Origin of the sequence: Nostoc sp., assembly GCF_036917095.1 — a bacterium.
In the GTDB taxonomy this organism is placed as follows: domain Bacteria; phylum Cyanobacteriota; class Cyanobacteriia; order Cyanobacteriales; family Nostocaceae; genus Nostoc.
In genome coordinates this window covers 66,027-86,759 of the sequence record NZ_JBALFH010000022.1, presented here as the reverse complement: position 1 = coordinate 86,759, position 20,733 = coordinate 66,027, and the positions used below count along the sequence as shown (strand labels likewise).

9 protein-coding genes are annotated in these 20,733 nt (G+C 41.1%); 1 reads left to right on the top strand and 8 read right to left on the bottom strand.

The genetic code is table 11. The features are described 5' to 3' along the window. The 7 genes from pglZ to V7L01_RS11360 form a co-directional block, all read right to left on the bottom strand. The gene (gene pglZ / locus V7L01_RS11390; RefSeq protein ID WP_335034752.1) at nucleotides 1-1,986 is read right to left on the bottom strand and encodes a BREX-3 system phosphatase PglZ; all 1,986 of its coding nucleotides are present in this window, start codon (nucleotides 1,984-1,986) and stop codon (nucleotides 1-3) included. Further along, a complete protein-coding gene (locus V7L01_RS11385) occupies nucleotides 1,983-4,778 on the bottom strand; it encodes a DEAD/DEAH box helicase (protein ID WP_335034750.1) in 2,796 nt (931 codons plus the stop codon). Before V7L01_RS11385 ends, pglZ begins: the two co-directional genes overlap by 4 nt. Further along, entirely contained in the window at nucleotides 4,775-6,703 is a 1,929-nt protein-coding gene (locus V7L01_RS11380) for a hypothetical protein (protein ID WP_335034748.1), read from the bottom strand. Before V7L01_RS11380 ends, V7L01_RS11385 begins: the two co-directional genes overlap by 4 nt. A gap of 195 nt (nucleotides 6,704-6,898) precedes the next feature. Then, nucleotides 6,899-9,811: a DNA methyltransferase gene (locus tag V7L01_RS11375; protein ID WP_335034746.1), complete on the bottom strand. Its 2,913-nt coding sequence runs from the start codon at nucleotides 9,809-9,811 to the stop codon at nucleotides 6,899-6,901. A 121-nt stretch (nucleotides 9,812-9,932) separates the two neighbouring features. Then, nucleotides 9,933-13,649 carry a DUF6079 family protein gene (locus V7L01_RS11370; protein ID WP_335034745.1) on the bottom strand — a complete coding sequence of 1,239 codons (3,717 nt, stop codon included), beginning with the start codon at nucleotides 13,647-13,649 and terminating at the stop codon, nucleotides 9,933-9,935. Between the two features lie 28 nt (nucleotides 13,650-13,677). Further along, nucleotides 13,678-17,532, bottom strand: coding sequence for a BREX-3 system P-loop-containing protein BrxF (brxF, locus tag V7L01_RS11365; protein ID WP_335034743.1), 3,855 nt, complete (start codon nucleotides 17,530-17,532; stop codon nucleotides 13,678-13,680). After that, the gene (locus V7L01_RS11360) at nucleotides 17,529-20,153 is read right to left on the bottom strand and encodes a PD-(D/E)XK nuclease family protein (RefSeq protein WP_335034742.1); all 2,625 of its coding nucleotides are present in this window, start codon (nucleotides 20,151-20,153) and stop codon (nucleotides 17,529-17,531) included. The genes brxF and V7L01_RS11360 overlap by 4 nt, the downstream gene beginning before the upstream one ends. A gap of 120 nt (nucleotides 20,154-20,273) precedes the next feature. On the opposite strand from V7L01_RS11360, the gene V7L01_RS11355 reads away from it, so the two are divergent. Then, entirely contained in the window at nucleotides 20,274-20,465 is a 192-nt protein-coding gene (locus V7L01_RS11355) for a hypothetical protein (RefSeq protein WP_335034740.1), read from the top strand. 100 nt (nucleotides 20,466-20,565) lie between these two features. On the opposite strand, the gene V7L01_RS11350 is transcribed toward V7L01_RS11355, so the two are convergent. Then, nucleotides 20,566-20,697: a hypothetical protein gene (locus tag V7L01_RS11350; protein WP_335034738.1), complete on the bottom strand. Its 132-nt coding sequence runs from the start codon at nucleotides 20,695-20,697 to the stop codon at nucleotides 20,566-20,568. Nucleotides 20,698-20,733 lie beyond the last annotated feature (36 nt).

Genomic DNA, 20,733 nt, shown 5'->3' with positions numbered 1-20,733 from the left:
TCAAACTGAAACGCTAATAAATGGTACTACTAACTCTTCAACAGAAATACCACCATGAGCAACAATTTGTTTCCCTTCTTGAATAAAAGCTTGCCGACCCGGTGCTAGAAGCGGTAAATATTTTTCTGGTAATCCCAAAGGTTGCCACTCAATTGCATTGGGGAATTCACTTTTAACTTTTGCCCTCAAAATAGAATCTGAGTATATTCTTACTCTTTCTCCACGTAAATCAGCGATCGCACCTTCTCTAGGCTGTCCGATACCTGTTGCCTCAATGTTACCGTGGTCAGATGTCAGAAAAATTTTAAATTTTTGCGCCAGTAGAAGGTCTAACAAATTCGCCATCCAACCCAGTTCTGCCCATTGGCGTACTTGGTTATGCATCCCCGCAGTACCAAGTTGCATCCCATGCATGATTTTATCGACTTTATCCACCACCAAACCTACTACCCGTAATCTGGGGGATAGTTTCTGTTCTACCAACGAAACACTATCTGCTTCGCCTAGACCTTTAGCATAGGCAACTTCAGCCAGATTTAAGCCCTGATCAGTCCAAAATTGTTTCCAGAGAAATTCTTCCTTAGCTGTGGTTTCTAGGCTATTGGGAAAAAGAATTGGAGGTTTCCCTGCAAATATTGCTTGCCTAGAAACGGAAGTGATTGTAGGTAGCCATGCAAATACTGTTTCTTCGCGGAAATTTAACTGAGGACGTTGTGCAAGCAGCACATCTTTCAGGACTAACCACTGGTCTAAAGCTAGACCATCTAATACTACTAATGCTACTTTATTGGTTTTTGATGCTTCCAAATACCGTGCTAGAAAACGCGGAATTTGATGTAACATTACAGGCACAATTGGTGGCTGATTGTAAAGTGTGCCATAGCGCGAATTTATCCAGCTAAAAAAGGCATTGTCTACCTTTTCTTGCAGGGTAAGAAAGTGTTCATGAAAATCTGATATCTTCTCTTGATGCCACAAAACTATCAATTTTGCCCAAGCTTCACCAAACTTCAGCCACTCTTGGTGCTTGGCATCACTGGGAGGAATGGATGAATCTAGAGATTCTAATAAACCTTGTAAGCGTCTGTGTTGGTAAGCTTTTGGGTCAAAACTCAAACCTACTTTTATCCAAGAATTTGACTCCAAGCTTGTGGTTGTTATTTTGAGTTTGTCAGCGTCTATAGGCTGGAGATAACCTTCTAAGAAAAGATGGTTGATGTAGATGCGAATATCTTGATTGTCGAAAGGCAATTTAGTTACAGTGGCGTAAGTACCAGTTGCTTCAGAAACTTGGCTTGACTTTACTAGGTGCTGACGAACAAATTCTGGCCAAGCTTGCTGCAAAAAGGCAAAGAAAGCTTGACGATCGCAAATGATCGTTTCTAGGGGTAAGGTGGAAAATAATTGGCGATCGCGCAGAGTTTGAATGAAGCGATCGCATAAAATCTCTGGTAGTCGTTGTCCCCGATAGTGCCAACGCAAAAGAATTAGCAGTAAATCAGATGTTTGCTGGATTAAGTCGGGATCAATGTTGTAAACATAGCGTATAATAAAATCCTTAGTAGCATTTTCACCTAATTGTTCTGGCTTATGTTGTGCCTGTGCTTTATATAGTGCATCAAAATTGCTGCGGTCTAGGGAATTAACTACGCTGTAGCTGAGATGGGGAAATAAACTGCCTATATTGAAAGCAAGCTGCCGTCCTGCTTGTACTAAGTCATAGGGCAGCAAGCGTACCTCTTGTGTATCCTTGTTGACAACAACAATTAAATCTAACGCTGCACCTTGTTGTTGCTGGGGACGATATTGGGATTCGTAGATGTAGCGGAAGGCGATCGCATCTTCAAAAGGGACTATTTCAAAACCTCGTGCTTGTATTGTTTGCAGCATCTCTGCTTCCGTTAGCAAGCCGTCTGGATCTGCAACTAACGTCAGATTTGCTACCTGTGGTGTAAATTCTTTTAAAATTTGATTACGCCAGTTCACGAATAATTCTCCACGCGCATTAGCAACAAGGGTATTAATTCCGGTGTGATTTCAGATTTTTGCTGCATCGCTTTACGCCAAGTTTGTTCCTCTTGGGCCAGCTGCGTCAATCTGTAATCTCTCACTTGAGGTAGTCCAATACGTTCTATCGCACGTCGTCTTGCTGCAAAAGCGTACATATTTTTTTCACGTTCTTTCTCAAGCTGTTGGTGATGTTTCCGTAGCAGTTCCTCATAAATGCCCTTACCTTGAACTAATGCCGTTTCCCAGACTATGCCAAATGCTTTTGTTGCTTCTTCTCCACAGAGGTGTTTTTGAATCTCCACTTCCTCTGTTAATAATTGTTCCCAAATATAACGGGCTGTAGGTAAGAAAACTCGCCCATCATCATTAAGAAATAAGGGCATCATCCTTTGCTGATTCCAATCTTCGGTATAAATGGCTATTCGCCACAGTGACCAAAATCCTTGGACATCTTCTGGTAAGCCTGGGATGGAAATACAAGGGATGGGTTGCCCTTCGGCGAAAACTTGTTTCGCCATAACCATGCCTCGAATTTGAGAATCTTCTAAGGTTAAGTGTTGGGCATTGGCTGTGACTGTTGCTTGTGTTGCATTAAACACAGTGTTTTTTAACTGTTCACCTGTAGGTAAAGTTAAATTCCAAGTGTCACCTTGTTTTTCAGCTATGCCACCATGCGATCGCAAATAATTGATCGTCATCCGTTCAACCCAGTGGGGAATGGGATGATCTATTAGTTGTTGTGCGGCGGTAGGATCTAGTTCCTCGTTTGTTTGGTAAATTGCTGTACTTTCTTTGGCTACTACAAGCTGTTGTTGTACTCGACTAACAACTTCTTGGACTTTGGTATCTAAAATTTCTGGGTTGATCAGAGTTTCGATATACAAGTCGTCAAATATCAGTCCGGCTTGTGCTGAATCAAGGACATCGCCAGTTTTGTCTACACCAAATTCACTAAGAATAACTGCCAGCTTTTCTTCCAGTACCTCACGGACGCGGTATTCTACCGTGTCTTCAAACACGAAGTTCAAAGCGCGGACGGAAAAAGTTTGTCCAATTCGGTCTACCCTACCAATGCGCTGTTCCAATCGCATCGGGTTCCAGGGAATATCGTAATTAATGACTACATGGCAGAACTGTAAGTTTAATCCTTCTCCACCAGCATCAGTGGAAATTAAAATGCGAACATCTTTGGCAAAGGCTTCTTGAACTTGTTTGCGTTCCTCCATACCCATTGAACCGTTGAGACAAACTACAGAGATACCGCGCTGAGTTAAAAATTCCCGCAGCATTTTTTGGGTGGGGACAAATTCAGTAAAAATCAGAACTTTGATGTCAGGGTCGCTTTCTTCCTGTTGCAAGCGATAAATCCAGTCTAGTAACTCTTCCGCCTTGGGGTCTGCACCTGCGGCTTCTGTAAGTTTGGCAGCTTCTAGTAATAATTCCACCTCGGCTTTTTCGTTTTTAAATGCTTTGAGTCGGGTTGTCAGGAGTGAATCAACCTGTTCCTGTCCGTCCATTTCTGACCATTCCTCTGCCGCAAACATGGGGAAGAGGGTTAATTGTTCTTCTGGTTCGCGCAGGACTTCTAACCGCCTTTCTAAAGTGGTGCGAATGGCATGGGTGGAAGATGTTACTAACCGTTGCATTAAAATCATTAAAAAGCCAACATAACTTTTTTTCTGTTTTAGTGCTTGGTTGTAACCTTCACGCACGTAGTCGGTAACTGCTTCGTAAAGTTCGCGGTGCTGGCGATGTTTTCCTGACCACGAAACTGGTATAAGCTGAGTTTGTCTTGGTTTAAATAAAGGTTCTCCTTGGGCGTTTATGGCACGGCGTTTTTCGGTGCGGATGACGTAAGGTTGTACCCGTTCCCGCGTGACGCTGGAGATATCGGGGAAGGCAACAGGATCTAACAGAGAAATGAGACGATAAAAAGCATCGGTTTTGCCTTGATGCGGTGTGGCAGAAAGGAGTAGAAAGTAAGGTGCAGCTTCCGATAGTCCTTGACCGAGTTTATAACGGGCAACTTGGTCGCTACTACCGCCTAAACGATGGGCTTCGTCTACTATGACTAAATCCCAAGCTGCGGCGATTAAATCTTCAAAGCGATCGCGGTTATATTCTGCTAGTTGTTCTTTTGTCCAGCCCCGGCGTTTATCCATTGGTTTTACTGAGTCCATTGGACAAACTACTTGGTTAAAAAGACTCCACGGATTTTGGTTTTCTGGGTTGCTATACAGACGCTGCAAAGTTTTGATGTCTTCGGGAAGGATAAGCTGAAATTCTTCGTTAAAATGCAGCCGCATTTCGCTTACCCACTGGCTGACTAAACCTTTGGGGGCAACTATCAGGATACGTCGCACCATTCCCCGCAGTTTCAGTTCCCGCATAATTAGCCCAGCTTCTATGGTTTTGCCCAGTCCAACTTCATCAGCTAGCAGGTAGCGAACGCTATTACTGGAAACTGCTTTTGATAATGCTTTGATTTGATGCGGTAAGGGAATAACAGCAGATTCAATTGGTGCTAGGAGTACATCTTGAGTTAGTGCATCTGCTATGCGGGCAGATGTGGCAATGTAGGCAATACCTGCTGGAGTGGTGATTCCTGCAACAGATAGGGGTTTTAGTGTGTCTGCGCGAACGCGAACTACAGTTTCTTGGTTGGGTAGCCAGATGCGATGGAAGGTATTCCCCCAAAGGGTTTGGGTTTCAATAACTTTGCATAATTGGCGATGTTCTTCACTCCACAACCAAGCACCATCCATCATGGTGCCTCTCTCGCTAAATCTTGTAAATGAGGTTTGAGATGGTACACCTCAGCTTCAAAGTCAATCAGCATATCTTTTTGGAGAGATTGACACATTACTATTACATCTTCGCTGTTAGTACCTGTCCCTGAACAAATAGCGGCAAGAGTCATTCCCGCAGGAGCATTACCCAAAAGTCCCAGAATTTTTGCAGCTTCGGGGGTAACAGTAGCTCCCAAACGCTGTTTCCAAAAAGTATCGGCGATAATTTTTAACGGACGAGAATCAAGTTCGATACGGAAGCGGTTGTGTTGTTCATCTGTTAGCACAATTGGAGGACGGCGTTTAGCATTGCGCCAAACACGGGAGACTTCCCGCAAACCAGAACCACCAAGTTCGGCAAAACCTATTAATTTCAAAGCACGAGCAATTAGTGGGTTACGGGCGGTGCTAGTTCCACCGTTCATCAGGTCTTTTTCTGATACTAGTGATGCACCTGCATTAACCATAATTGTACAATGTGGTACTAGTTCGATTTGTGCAACTGTGCGTTGGTCTGTGTAGTCCTGGTGAATAATTAGGTTGATCAAAGCTTCGCGGACAGCAATATAGTCAGCAGAACCGGTGGGTGTCTGGAGATTATCTGTAGATAACCCTTCAATAGGGTTGTGCTGGGTAATAAAATCAATAGCTTTCCGCAGTGATTGGAGTAAGTTTTCAGTTAATTCTTCTCGTTTATCCCAACGTCCTTCAGTTGTTAATCTTGCGCGTAAGTCGAGAATTTCCCGTCCTATTTTGCGGTGAATTTCTTTACCATTGCCAAATAGCAGCGTTAACTGGTGCAAATCGTCGGGTGTAACTTCTCCCCTTCCATCAAGTAAAGTTTGGCGAATTACTTCTATTGGGTTGTTCCAGTCAATTTCTATTCCCTGCTCATTTAAGATTTCTAAGTTAAGCTTTGCCTTTAAAATCTTGCTGTACCAGTGCAGAGTTTGCTGGTCTAATTCCGTCCAACCCACGTTCCGGGAAACGTTTGTTTTACCTGTAATAATAAGTTCTTGCCGTTCTTTCCAAGCCTCTAAAAAGCTTCTGCCATCATTTAGTGTTATCGCCTCAATCGGCACAGGTTCACCTTGCAGTACTCGCAACAAATCATCTGGTATTGGTGGTTCTGTTGGTGGACTGACAGCAGCCAAGGATTTATACGTAAGTTTTTCTGTAGCAACTTTATCTATCAGGTAAATACTTTGGGCAGCGCGATCGCGTTCTAAACCCCACACCAACATCGGGTAAAGTAAAAGTGCGCCCTCTTTTGTACCAACATATAACCTTTTTTCATCTGAAAACCACTCACAAATAGCAATCTCCTCTGGCATAGGTTCGCTTTGTTCCCCCATCAGCAGCAGCCGAACCATGTGCATAACCCGGCGAATTGGCTTTTGAGTATCAACTAAAAATAGAGGTAACTCGCATAGGCTAAGAATTCCTTGTAGTAATTCTTCGAGTGTTGTAAGTGGGTCTTGTGAATTTAAAATTGTAGTGGCACTGGTTTCATTTAAGCCTCTTAAGTCGTGACCAACATCGTTTCTCAGGTTTAGTAATTTTTCTAATTTACCTTTGGCGATACTCTTTTTATTCTGAACGCACTGGGAAAATAGAAGCTGTAACGGATGGCGAGTACTAAGGCTAGAAATTGCTTGGACAACACTGAGAAAGTGACCAAAAGCTAAATTGCCACGAAATTCTGTTAAAGCCGGAGGTGGTGAAACTGTTGTATCTTCTCGTGCGGCAAAGGATGCTATGGCTAACGCACAGAGGTAACGGGTAGTAACTTCAGCACAACGGAGAATTTGGTCTAATTTTTCTGCTTGAGAACGGGTACGGTAGATGTTGGCATAAGCGTAAGCGATAGGCTGGGGGTAAGTTTGCAGTACTTGGGTGAGCATAGATAATAAGGTTTTACCCGGAAAATACTGCTACATATTATACGAATATACCTCGTAATTAGGGTGGAGCAGACACATATAATGTAGTATTTTTTACTATTTATTTGCATTTATCCATGAAAGGGCAGGTAATACCCACCGAATAAGAGATATGATTTCTCTGCAATAACTTACAACCCAGAATCCAAAATTATCTTATTCCTCTAATCTGTTAAGAGCGTTGTCATACAACATAATTAATTTTTGGTCTTCTTGCAGTACAGTTTCTGGTATTTTCTTGGCTACATCAACAATTAGTTGATAATTTCGCTCCTGCCATGCTTTTTTAAAACCTACACGTACAGCTTCTAAACGAAATACTTTGAGTTTCTTTTGCTTACTTTGACGATATTCCTCGAATTCTTTGAGTAAAGCTTTTTCACGTAACTTTTCTAAATCTATTGCTCTGTTTGGGTCAGGGACATACCATCTATCTTTGGCAGCACTGATAAGAGTCAGGTGATCTGTTTCCAACCCATTTCCTGAAAGTACGGCATTTTCTTCGATTTTGTTGATTGTATCGCGGTGGAGAGATGAAAGTTTTAACCAAGAGACAATTTGGTTAGGAATTGCGTCTTTCCCTTCGTAAAGGATAAAGTTTTGTTTGAGAATTTCGGATAATTCTAAGCGTTGTTCTGCTTTCGACCATGCGGCTGTTACTTGCATGAACTGGGGCTGAATTTCTTGGAAAGTTTGGGGTTTTTTAATAAGTTGTTGTTTTAGCCACTGAACGGCAGTTTCTTCATTAATGATAACTAGTTCTAGTTGAAGAATTTCTTTTACTGTCATGCGTTTTTTATCGTACTCCGCTATTTGTTCTTGCAGAAAGTACATTTCATCACGTTCATTAAAACGCTGTGTAAGTCCAGCGTAAAATTCAGAAGCGGAAAGGGGAACAGTAAAACCGCGTTGTATATGGAAGGCTACCATGCGGTCAAATAATAAATAATTTTGGCGTTCAGCGATGGTTTCAGCTATTCCGTTTTTAGCGACGAATACAGGGAGTTGTTGTAAATGGTTACGGATAAATTCCCAACAAGCTTCTTCTGTTCCAGCTTCTAGTTGGAAGCTTTCTTCTAGTGCAGTAGTAGGTTTATAGGCAGAAATAATTAAATCTTGTTTTACTGCATTACTGTTATTTACTTGCTTAAAAGTACCTTGCTGTTTATCTAAAGTACGTACATCTGCAATTACAAAACCTGCTTGTTGTAGAGATTCTTGAATAATATTCCATACATTATTTTTTGAATTGTGAAATTCAACAGTTAGCCAACGTCCAGGTTTTAATAAACGATAGTACTCAAGAAAACATTGAAACATCAGTATTTGATAATCTCCAAGGCTTTTTCCTTGGATTTTATTTTCAATGGCTTCTGCTTTATTATTTGTAAAAACTTTCAGCCATGCTTCTAATAAAAAATTTAACTCTGAATACATTAAATTCCCTCCAAATGGAGGATCTGTAAAAATATAGTCAACAGAGTTATCAGGAATATTTTTAATTTTAGAACTAGATGAGTTATTAATTAAGCAGTTACTATAAGTTTGTAATCTTAAAGAACGAGAAAATGTAGATAAACGGTTTTCTAATGCAAATATTGCTCGTTTCTCAGCAGATAAACTGGAGATATAAAGAGTACCTGCTAACCCCGGAATAAAAGGGCCACCTCCTCCCTTAAAATAGTGGCTTACTTGGACTCGTGACATTTTAGATATATCAGATGCAACTGCTGTCAATAGTGCTAAATATCTAGAATTTTTAACTAATTGATAGAAGAGAGCAGCTGTAATTAAATTACGGCTACTATAAAAATGATGTACGTGAGTGATACCATGTGATATTTTAGGTTGTTCAGTATTATATCCATCAGGAATTTTATTAACTGGATATGTATTAGTAAAATTGGTATTTTTAATGTGTTCTATATTTGCCAAATCATAAACATCTGGTATTTTATCAAACCGTTTATTACCGTATATATAATTAATAATAACTGGTACTTGTTTAGCCTGTTTAATAGGTTCATTAATAATGGAATCAAAACTATTTGACCATGCTCTTTCAAGGTGACGTTTTGTTACCTGAGCCTTACAATGAGGGCAGGAAAAATTATCTAAAACTTTGCCAGCTACTTTATCTATAGCTGCTTCCCAGTAAATTATTTCTCCTGTACATTCAGGACAAATAAAAACATCAGACCATACTGTATAGTTAATTTTACCAAAAGGCAAACATGACTTATTAAGTTCAGATTTTGGGTTGGCAGATTTAAGAAGTGAAACTGCCATTTCTATGTTTGCAAAATTCGGATTGTGTAGAGTCAAATACATCCATCCGCATTGTTTTTCTAGTTCTGCTAAGATTTGCTTTGCTTGTATTTCAAATTCCACCAAGTCAACAGGTGTATTATAGTTATAAGCAATAAAAGTAGCTACTGGTGAAATATCATTTAAAATTGCGCGTCGTGTACCTATTTTAGAAAAAACTTTCCCATCAGTATCCAAAATATTGCCATTACCCAGTACCTTATAACCCAAAGATTCAATTATTGCGGTATCTCCAGATAACTGGGCTGCCACACCTGTCATTCCAGAACCACAAAAACCGTCGAAAATAAGATCGCCAGGTTCAGTATAATGTAACACATAGCGCATAATGGCTTTGTGTGGTACTTTCGTAACGTATGAGTGCGTATTATAAATTGGATCGTTTCTTCCTTCACTTACATCTGCGGCAAAAGGTTCACGGTGATAACGATCAGCTTCAACTACTGAATTATTTTGTTTTATTTCTAGATTCCAAGAATTAATAAAATCTTCAATAAACGGATTAGGACAGGCAGTATAGTAAGGTGGATCAGAAAGTGCCAAAATATCTTCATCTTCACCAATAGGAAATCCCTCTATCTGGCGAAATTCTGGGTCTTGTAATTTCTCTCGCAACTTTTCTGTAAAATAAGCTCGGCGTGCCTCATCACTTTCAAAAGTCATACCAAGGCACTCAACTGCACCTTTTTCTTCAGAATTTGTATTAAGTTGAATATCTAGTGGTAATTGCTGTCCTTCCATTTGATGACTCTGCTTTGGTTTATATTGTCTTCTCTCAAGCACTCCCAATTCCTAGAGAAAATTCTCTCAGAATAAACTCCCCCTACCAGGAAGCTAGAAGGGAGTTAAGCCTGGGGTTATTTTATTCAACAACAATCCTGACCTTACTTAAATCCTTACCTCTTGCAAGGTCGCCAAGATAATCATCAAAACGCTTCTTCATTTCTTGTACAGTACAAGGTGAACCACCTGCAAGTAAAACTTTTTGTAAGTCTTGCGTGTTCACTACCACTTTCGCCAAACCGGAAAGGACTTCCTTAACCGCATGAATAAACTCCTTTGTCAATGGATTAGGTAGAATCCGTGATGCCAAAAACTCATCAACTAACCGTCTTTGCTCAGTTTTGAGCAAATTCAAATTTTCTCGCGTTGTCGGGTCTTCTAAATTTGCCAGTAGTGTCTGCGTCCAGTTAGCCAAAATTTGGTCTAGCTCTGTTTCAATCTCCCCTAACCCACTGCTAGCAGGTATGTCTATTGCCTCAGTTGCTGGTTTAAACTGACAGTGGGGACAAATCGCTGTGGCTTGCAATTCCTGTTCAGTCAATACTGCACAAGTTTTCAAACTTGCCAGATTATTTTGCCAATCTCGGAACTGACTAGCCGGCATTAAATCTATTGTCGTCAATTTCTGTAAACTTTGCGATCGCACATCCTGAAGCAATTGTACTTTGAGCCTGTCTTCATTTACACCCAATCGCGCACTGGTATGCAATGCCATGTAATTTTGGATGTAATTCTGCTTCAGGTCTGTTAGTTTTTGCAAGCTTTGCTGGCGAAAACTAACCCCAGAACGCTTCTGGGAATTTAAGATATCTGTCAGAATTTCTCCCTGTATCTGTCGCATTTTAGCTAACCAAGGATGTTCACTCGGTAACACTGCCTCGGCTATTGTCAGGTAAGATGCAATTGCTCCCAAATTAGTGAGTAAATCTTGCAGTGCGGTAATTTCTGCCAGGGTTTGCAAACCACTACGGTGTGTAGTGATTTCTTGCTCTTGATAGCGGAAGTTTTTCAGCTTACCTGGAGTAGTAAAAGATTGCAGTGACTCCAGAAAAGTTTTAGTTCGGTCTAAATTAGAGCGATATTCATTCTGTAATACATCAGTTAAAAGATTCCGTCCCCAGAAAATTAACCCAGTTTGTAATTTCTGCCGTGCTAATACAATTTGATTAACTGTTTCAGTAACAGCTTTCTGCAATTCTTGAACTGCTTCATCTTTACCCTGAGTTATCAACTGAGCCATTCCTGGTGTCAGTCCCAATAGCTCAAATAATGCTCTCAGTGCAGGTAAATTCCAATCTTTCGGTTGTTCAAGGTGCTTAAAGTTAATTAGTTCCTCAACAGAAGTAGTTACCAAAGTATCCAAATTATTAGCATCAAACTTATTCCCTGGAACTGCTAATACTATATCCCCGTTGTAAACTAATGCCGCAGACAAAACCACAACCCACTCCCGTTCTAGGCGATATTGACCAGGAGCCATATACTCCACACCCAATACATCCTGAATAATTTCTACACGGTTGAGAACTTGACCAGAACCCTTTTGCTGTAGAAGAGACAAAATATATTTGGCATATTTGGAGCTATGAACGTCGAGTCTATCGCCATCAAGTAATTCTAAAGCATCAAGAACTGCGATCGCTTGCTGGGTTTTGCTGCTACCCTTAATAAAACGCAATGCGTCCTGTGCAGCTTGGCTTCTGTTCGCACTGGTAATCAGCACATTAAAAGTAGGATATTCTGGTGCTTGATCGGTAAAATGACCAGCCAAACAGCCAGAACTAATTGTATTGAGAAGATCGCGTACATTTGCACGCGCACCACTCGCTGTTTTAACACCCTTCATCCATTCCAAAAAGTATTTAGTTTTTCCTTGGTGAGTAACTTCAAAGGCTGTTGTTATATGTTCTTGCAGCCAATTAACCAAATTACGTAGAAAGCCTTTTGCTTTATCTTCATAACTTCTCTTCGCTTGTCCCGATGAAGTTGAACCTAACTCTAATGCAGCAGCATACTTGTTCAAATTCTGTCGAAAGGTATCATCAGGCTTTGCTAATTCAAAGAAAACCTCGTCAGCATTTTTTTCTTTTTTATAAGATGGCGGTGGCGGGTCAAAAGGTGGAATAAAGTACAGATAAAAATCTCTTGATGGAGTTGCGGTAGAACGTTCATTTGGCGCACCAAAAAACAAATAGCCTTGGCGAGTAGCTTTTTTGGTTGTCCACTCTAACTCATGCTCCCAAATGCGATAACCAGTGACATAAGTTTGGTCTGTGCATTCCAGCACCTGCTGGAGTGCTAAAAAATAATATTTGTCTAACTGTGAACTATCCAGACTCTCAGATCGCTTCTCAATCAAAGCATCATAATCATCTGTTTTCTTTAAATCAATATAATATTGACGATTATTAGTGTTAGAAGAAATAAACTGCCCACTGACCGTTTTATAAATTTCCCGTAATACCGTTTCAATTTGGGAGAGCAAATCATCCGCAGGCTCACCCCCTAACTCTGCTACTACTGGGTCATAGAGACATAAACTATCTCTTAACTCATCTGGTGTTGCACCCAAAGGTGAGTAAATATCTCCTACAGTTAAACGATGTACTGATAGCGCGGCGATAATTCGCAATGCTATTGGTTTATAAATAGGACGAGTCAAAGCTTGCTGAATGCGTCCTTCTAGCACCTGGGAACAATCAATCACTGCGCGAATATCGGGAACTGCGCGGAAGGAAGGGTTTTCTTTGAGGGTATCCCAGTAGCTATCGTAAGCAATTAAACCCGGTGCATCTTGCGGCATATTTTGGTTGACCAATTTCCGCATCGTCAGAGACAGAGTTTTCAGCACTTCTCGCTTTTCAGCAACAGTAATTCGCTCAAATGTATCAATATAATCCGGGTGGATGGGAAACAGCCTGACAAATTCATCCATCCGCTCGTTCATATTGCCGTAGAACTTTGCGAAAGGAGTTAAATGCTCTCGAATTTTTGTTAGTTGGTCTGCGGTTTTCTTTAACAGACGTTCTGCAACTACATATTTAATATCTCTACGAGCAATTAATATTTGCTCAAAACGGTCTTTAACTCGGCGAATTGCATCAGCTACAAATCCAAAACGAGGATTATCAAATAAAGTTTCTTGCAAACCTGCAATAATGCGAAACCTTAAGTCTTTGCAAACTTCGCCCAATTCTCGCAAAAAAGAGAGGTCGAGAATTAACGCTTGGTCTTTGCGACTGCGTAAATAGTCTAGGAGTTCATCCACCACAAACAGCAAACCTTGCTCAGGAAACTGCTCCTGAAAAAGCGCCATCATATCTTCAAATGCACCTTTATGATTAGAGATTGTATCCCTTGGGGGAAACTGAAATTCAATCCCCCAATTTAAGAGTGCTGCTTCTAGCTGGGAACAGACAACTTCTCGCAAATCCATTGTTGTCGAACCCAGTTCTATGCGAATCACCTTGAACTTACCAGCAATAGGACGCGCACTTTCAGCAACTTGAGGATTTTGCAGATAGCTAGAAAGTTCTGTATATTCTGCGATCGCACTTATCACCGACATTAAATGCGACTTGCCAGTACCGTAATTTCCTACAACCAGAATACCTTTATTATCAGCAGGCTGCTCAAATTGCAAATTCGGAAAAACTACAGATGCTAGACGATCTGCCATCTCTTGAGAAATTACATAAGTGGAAACCAGTCGCTGTGCCTCAGCTAATTCACTAGCATCCTGTAATTGAATTACAGTCTCAATCGGCTCAAATTGAATTAACTCACCGTATTTCATAGCACCATTTTTACTCTAGTTATTAGCTTTAGCTGGCTTCCATCTGTTCGAGGTTAACGATTAAAAAATCCTTTACAGGATAACAACGGTACTCAGGATGTGCTGATTCAGCATAAATTAAGTTATTGTTCTTAATATTACCGTGCCATCTAGCCACAATGGTACGATTGCGGGCTAATTTCTGGAGACACTGTAATGGGTCAAGCTTGAGAGAAGTATCAAACAGAATCTCCAAGTGTTCTAAAAAAATTACCTTATTATCAGGATTCCCAATTATTTTTCTTAATAACTCTTCTGCTTTTAAAGAACGCTGCCCTTGTGTCAACTCTAGTAACTCTCGACTTAATTCTAAGTTGACATTTATGTATCTATTGTTACCGAATTCGGCAATTTTTTGAAAGTTGATTTTTTGAGTGCGATCGCTTTGCCTGCCGCAGGCATCACATGGAACTATAATCAGCCGATAGTACAATTCTGCGGCTTGGGGAAAGTAGCTGCTAATTTTTGTGGATATTAATTCATATTCAGCAATATTTGGTTGTTCAGGCTGCGTGTTCACCTCAGACGATAACTTTGCGGATGAAGAAGAATTTTCATTTGTTTCCCTGTCTTCCTGATCCTGAGTTTCTGTGTCTGCCATTTGAAAGGCAGTTGACTCTGCTGCGTCATCTGTTGCTTGATAACGTTCGTCGCAAATTTCCTGATATGCACAAAAGCCGCAATTAGTGTGGGAAGAATTAGCCAGGAAATTTCCATCCAAAATCTGTTGAACTAAAATTTCTGCCTCTTGACCAGTGTTTTGCAATTCCTCAGTGCTAAATGAGTGCAAATAATCATGCCGCAGGTAAGCTATGTGAGCATTAGTGCTTCCTGTTGCTTGTGCATAAGCCCAAAGCTGAAAGCGGTGATGTTGTGGGTCTATTTCTTGGTCAGTTTTGAAATCTAGAACCCAGTCTTCTCCTAATAAATCAACAATACCGTTAAAGGTCAAGCGCCCAATATTCAAATTTACAGGCAACTCCCACTGCCCTTTTTGAAACAAGGCAAAATCTGCCACCCGATCGAATCGCTGTGCTAGCTGCAAAGCCTCATCAACATATTCTTTTGCCAAACTAACGTCAAATCCTGCTAATGTTTCTAAGTCGCGGATATCCCGTTCCAAAGCCAAGTGTGCCAAAGTTCCGACTCGCCTTGCCCTTCCAACGCCTGAGCCAATCCCTGGATGACCTTGTATAAACCGATAAGCAAACCGTTTAGGACATAGGGCATACTCACTTAAAGCAGTGACAGGTAATTCACATAAACCTGCTCCGACAGAATTGATTAGTAAACTATGAGGTTCTGGTGGTAAAGGTGGTTCTGGTGGCACTGGAGGTTGTGCTAATTCTAGATCAAAAGGAATAGTATTTATAGAAATTCCCGCAGCAGCTAAACCAAGTTCTAGCTTATTTAAACTACCTCTAGATTCATGGGTTGCAGTCAGAATTAGTTGATCTCGCGCACGGGTTAAAGCTACATACAGTAACCGCAAAGCCTCTGCTTCTTCCCTCTGTTTCCGCAAATGCTCCAAACAGACGTATAGCACAGGCTTTTGAGTTTCACCTTGCTCGTCCTCTAGCTTCAAAGCAACACCGTATGTGGGGTCAAAGTAAACTGTTTCGCTGGGATGGGATTGGGAACGAGCTAAATCAGGAATAACTACTACTGACCACTCCAAGCCTTTAGCAGCATGAATACTCATTAAAGCCACTGCATCATTAGCTGATAAAGGTAAACGGGGTATTTTTATTTCTGCTGCTGCTAACCGCTTAAGACGACGGACTGCGGCAAACACATCACTACTGCCATGTTCTAACTGCTGTACTAATTCTACAAAACCTCGCCAGTCAGCTTCTCGCCGTGCTGCACCCGGTAAGTTAGTAATGACAGCAGTGTAACCAGTTAGATGATTTGCTAGTTGCAGAAGGCGAGTTGGGGGTTCTAAATTGCGATCGCGCAACAGTTGACCCAATACTTGTACTGGTCGCTGCAATTCAGGAATATCAGATGATTTTAGTTTTTGCCACCAGTTAGTTTTCGATTCTTCATCATTTTCTGTGGTCTTATTTTCCTCTTGGCTTTGAATGAAAGTAAACAGGACTCTATCACTAACTGCAAAAAACGGACTACGCAGCACTGCCACTAAAGCTAAATCGTCACTGGGATCAGCCAAAAAACGCAACAATGCCCAACCATCTTTAGCTTCCCTTGTGGCCAGTAAATTACCACCGCCAGCCAAAGCGACAGGAATTCCCACACTTTCCAAAGCTTCGCCGTAAACTTCCAACGGTTCCCATGTGCGAGACAATATTGCAATATCCCCAGGCAGCATTGGACGCAGCATCTGAGTTTTTTTATCGTAAACCGGAGTTTGGTCATCTAGCATTTGTTTGAGTAGTTCCGCTATATGACAAGCTTCTACTCTTAAACGCTGAGGTTTATTGATGTCTGACTCGGCTTGTACTGTATAAACTTGTACTGGTGGGTAAGAATTAGGGCAGTCTGCGCGATGAGCATCTAAATTTTGGTGTATATTACCTAACAATGGGGCAAATATATTATTGATATCATCCACCAGTAGTTTGTGAGTGCGGAAGCTAGTGGTTAAAATCTCTTCATTTCCACCACAACTGGTAATGCGATCGCGCCAACTATGAAATACTTCAACATCAGCACGGCGAAACCCATAAATTGATTGTTTAGCATCCCCGACTATAGTCAGTAAAGTATTTTGCGTGAGTAATTGTAATATCTCCGACTGAACAGGGTTAGTATCTTGAAATTCATCGACTAAGAAAGCCTGCCACCGTTGAGCATAATAAAACTGTACTTGCTCATCTTGTAAAGCTCGCAGTGCGCCAACTTCCAAATCTGCAAAGTCCAAAACACGAGAACGGTGTTTCTCTTGATTGATATGTTTTTGTACTAAACTAAACGCTTCTTGCAGTGCTGGTAGCATAGTCTTTAACTGCTCATCAGCCACACCAAATTCTAGAGTTACTAAACCATCTTTAAGAGATTTTTGGACTAAATCTCGCAGTTCACTGATAGTTTTTTTAACAATTTCTAAGACTCCCTCCGGCCAATTCTTTTTACTACCAAAATTAATTTTGAGTCCTGCTATCACCGATAACGATTCTGTAATATTTTCTCCCGACTCTACAGCATTCATTGCTTGCAAAGCTGGTTGACGGCTTTCTACTTCCAAGCGATCGCTTGCTTGTCCTACATAAGTTTGTAAAGTGATGCGTGCTTGTTTCCAAGTTGGATGCTGCAACAACTCACGAAGAGCTTTTTCTTGTAACTCCTCTGCCAACTGCTGCCATTTTTCAGTACCCTGTGCTAGAGCTTTCTCAGCAGCAATTGGGTCTTTCAGCAATGTCTGCAAAGTTTGGGACATCAAAGAATAAGGAATTTTTTCGTAAAGCTCTACAGGTAAAGAATCCAATGCTTCATCTAACCACTGGCTAACCCAAAGAATTCCCTCTAGTTTATCTAAAACTGTAAAATCAGGTGGCACATCCGCAGCTTGGGGATGTTCCCGACAGATTCGCATTGCTAAAGCGTGGATAGTACTAATTTGAGCCGCCTCAAGTTCTGCCAATAAGTCAGAACGTTCTGGTAATTCCTGACTAACCAAAAGACGAATGCGCGATCGCAACTCCGCAGCCGCTTTTTCTGTATATGTAACTGCAACAATCTCTAAAGGTGAAAACTCACGCACCCGCAGATGATACAAGTAGCGTTCCGCAAGCATATAGGTTTTACCAGTCCCCGCGCCTGCTATGACTGCAACATTACCATTGGCATAGGCTGCTCTTTGTTGTTGTTCAGTCAAACTCATAGGTTAATTCCTTTGCGGCTTTGGCGAGAACCTTTACGACAAACTAAGTCGTAAGGACAATACTGACAGGCATTTTGATCGACATCCGGTTCAACTGCGTAATATCCTGTGTGCAAGAAAGTTTTGATTTTTTGAGCGATCGCTTCTAATGTTTCTTGGCTGGGTTGTTTATTAGAAAGCTTTTTGCCCTTGGTTACAGAGTAATAATAAGCTTCATGTACTGTTTCCCCAGGAAACAAAGTTGTACTAGCAAAGTGAATATATAGAGGGAGTTGAATATCTACATTAGTTTTACCAGATTCATCTTTGATACCCGGTGGTGCTTGGGAACTAGTTTTGTAATCTAATAAAACTAAACCTTGAGGAGTGCGGTCTATTCTATCAATTATACCTTTAATATTTAAGCCATACCATTCTCCAGTAAACTCTTTTTCTACATGGAAAAACTCTGCCTCTGGTTGACAAAAATCAGGTTGCACACAGGCACGTTCTAAAACTTTTAAATGTTCTACTCTCCGGGCTTCCCAGGCTGACAATACAGGTAACTGTAAGTCTTGTTCTGCTTGCACAAAAGCATTTTGTAAATTCTTTGTAATTTTGGTTAAATCTGAACTATTTAATAAAGCTAGTTCCAAGCTACGGTGATAGAGAGAACCTCTTAATCCTGCACTTAATTCTTCTTCTGCTTCTTCCAAGTCTGCCAATTTTAAAACTTTATTAGCAAACCATTTAAAGGGACATTGACCTAAAGCAGTTAGCTGCGATGCACTAAATACTCGTCTATCCGGGTCTAATGGCAAACCAATGACTCCATCGTACTCATCATAAGGGTTTGCTCCTTCTCTTCGTTTTTCCACATTCCAAGCATGAACTGCCTGTGGTAAAACATCATCGTCTGGTAAAGTCTCACGTCGGAGATAAATTTGTCGTGCCTCTTCCAAACTAGCAATCGGTAAAGGTAGCGGTTGCACAACTTCCAGTTTTAATCGTGACAGGTAAGGACTGGGTAAAGTGACTTCTTTACCAACCATCTGCGGGTAAGAAAAAGTCAAGCTTAGGGTAGGAGTTTGTAGTAAAGCGTAGAATGAAATTACCTCTCTTCGGGCTGCTTGTGCCGCATCCTCAAACTCAAACCCCTGTTGGCGCAGTAGCTTACGTTCAAAGAAATCCAATACTGGGTCATCTTGTACTGGTGCTGGTAAAATGCCTTCAACTGTACCCAAAACAAAAACGTGCTGAAATTTGGCTCCAAATAATGACAGGGGTGTATGTAATTCCACTCCCCCTCTACCGGGTTGGGCAGGCACAGTTATCAGTGTTAAACTGCCTATCACATCCGCAGCAAATTCTCCTAAACTGATGACTTCCTCTTCAGGTTTCGACAAGTCCACCAGCACTTCTTGAAATTCATAATAAGCAACAATCTCCCTAGCCCAACGTCCTGCACCTTGGCGCAAGTTAAATTTATTCAATACATCTTGCATCCGTTCTACCCAATTAGCGCGACTATCTTCGTGCGGCGAATCAAGCAGGGACAGGTTAACGCCCAAATTTTGCCATGCCAAAAGGTCAGATGGATGCTGTTTACGGGCTTCTTGCAAAACTGGAGCAGATATAGCAGAACACAAAGGATGCCTCAGCAATCTGGCAGTTGACTCAAAGGGAAATTTTTCTTGGATAACCTCCAATAGCAACTGTACCCAAGCTCCCAACCTAGTGGCGTTCAAGGGTACTCCATACAGAGCGCGTACTGGTAATTTGTACTCGTAAGCTACATCTAAAACTGTTGGCCCATAAAGTGTATCATCCCTAGCTACAAGCACAATTTCATTTGCTGGCGTTCCTTGGCTGAGAAGATTTTTTACCTGGGCTAACGCGCCACGTACCTCTGATTCCAAGTGTGGATAAATGTAGGCTTTGACATCAGGAGGAACTATTGTTGTATTAAGGAAACAATTTTGCAGTTGCTCACCTAATGAAAGAGTAGTTTCTTCCAAGGCTTGTACTTCCCAGCCCTGCTGCTGTAACCATTCCACAGCTTTTTTAGGATCTACAAAGTTGCTAGACTCTGGACAAGGCAATACCATCACACTGTCATCATCTGCGATCGCATTTAAAAAGTTAAGTTGGTCAATGCGGGGATGAAAGTAGCCATAAATCAGAACTGGTTTATGTTTAGTAATAGCACCGCTAGCCTGCCACAGAACTTCAGCAGGATCTATCATGCCCCTTTCTCTGAGCAAACTTACGTATGTTTGAGCTAAAAGAGCTAGTTTTTGGGTACGATTACTACTAACAGCAGCAAGTGATTCTGGATTGATTCCGGCACGCAATATAGCTTTGACGGCAGAAGACAGAGCGCGTGTAGTTCCTTCAACATCAGATGTTTGAATAACTGTAGCTACTGCTGTATGCAGCAAGCGTAATGCGATTAGTATTGGTGCAACTCGAATACCTGCTTTTAGCAGACTTTGTTTTCCCAAAGTTTCTAAGCTTTGGTGTGGTACTTTTAATGCTCGTGCTGCAAGTGAAGTTGGGGTAATTACCTTAACAGAGGGATACTTAGCTAACTGCTGGATTAAATAGCTATGAGGTAGGCTGAAGTCAAAAAGTCGCTTCATTTAATTGTGGTTGCCAATTTTTGAGGTTTAGTTTTGGCTTCCCTATCATGAAAGTCCATCTTCCTTGAGTTATAACCTCAGTACTCATAACTGTCTATACATCTCATACTGAATCATGAGATGCGATCGCTTAATCTGGCGATCGTGATTCTGATTTGCGTATATTGCACACTATGGAAACAAAATTGTGCCTGTACAAATGCTGCGATCGCAGCTTTGTGTGAACCAGATGGCTATAATTTACAGTTTTACAAGGACTTTAAAGATTGTCGGCAGTTTAATAGCTGCAAATATACATTAGATTTTATTTAATGTTGTTACTTTTTAAAATTCCTGAGTTCGTGAAGACATTCGCTGTAATGTTAGCAGAGAGTGGACGCAGAAATAAAATGTCAAACCCAATCTGAGACGGCTATGGAGTACTTATATCCTTCAGAAGTTGGCGGTAGTCAGCGTATCCTAATCTCTTAGCAAGACTGATCGCATAAAGCTTGGCTCTTTCGATTTTCTGAGTCTCTATTGCTTCTGCCAGTTTTTCAGTCAAGATTAATGTGGATTCTTGATCGAGCTTTTCTTTCTG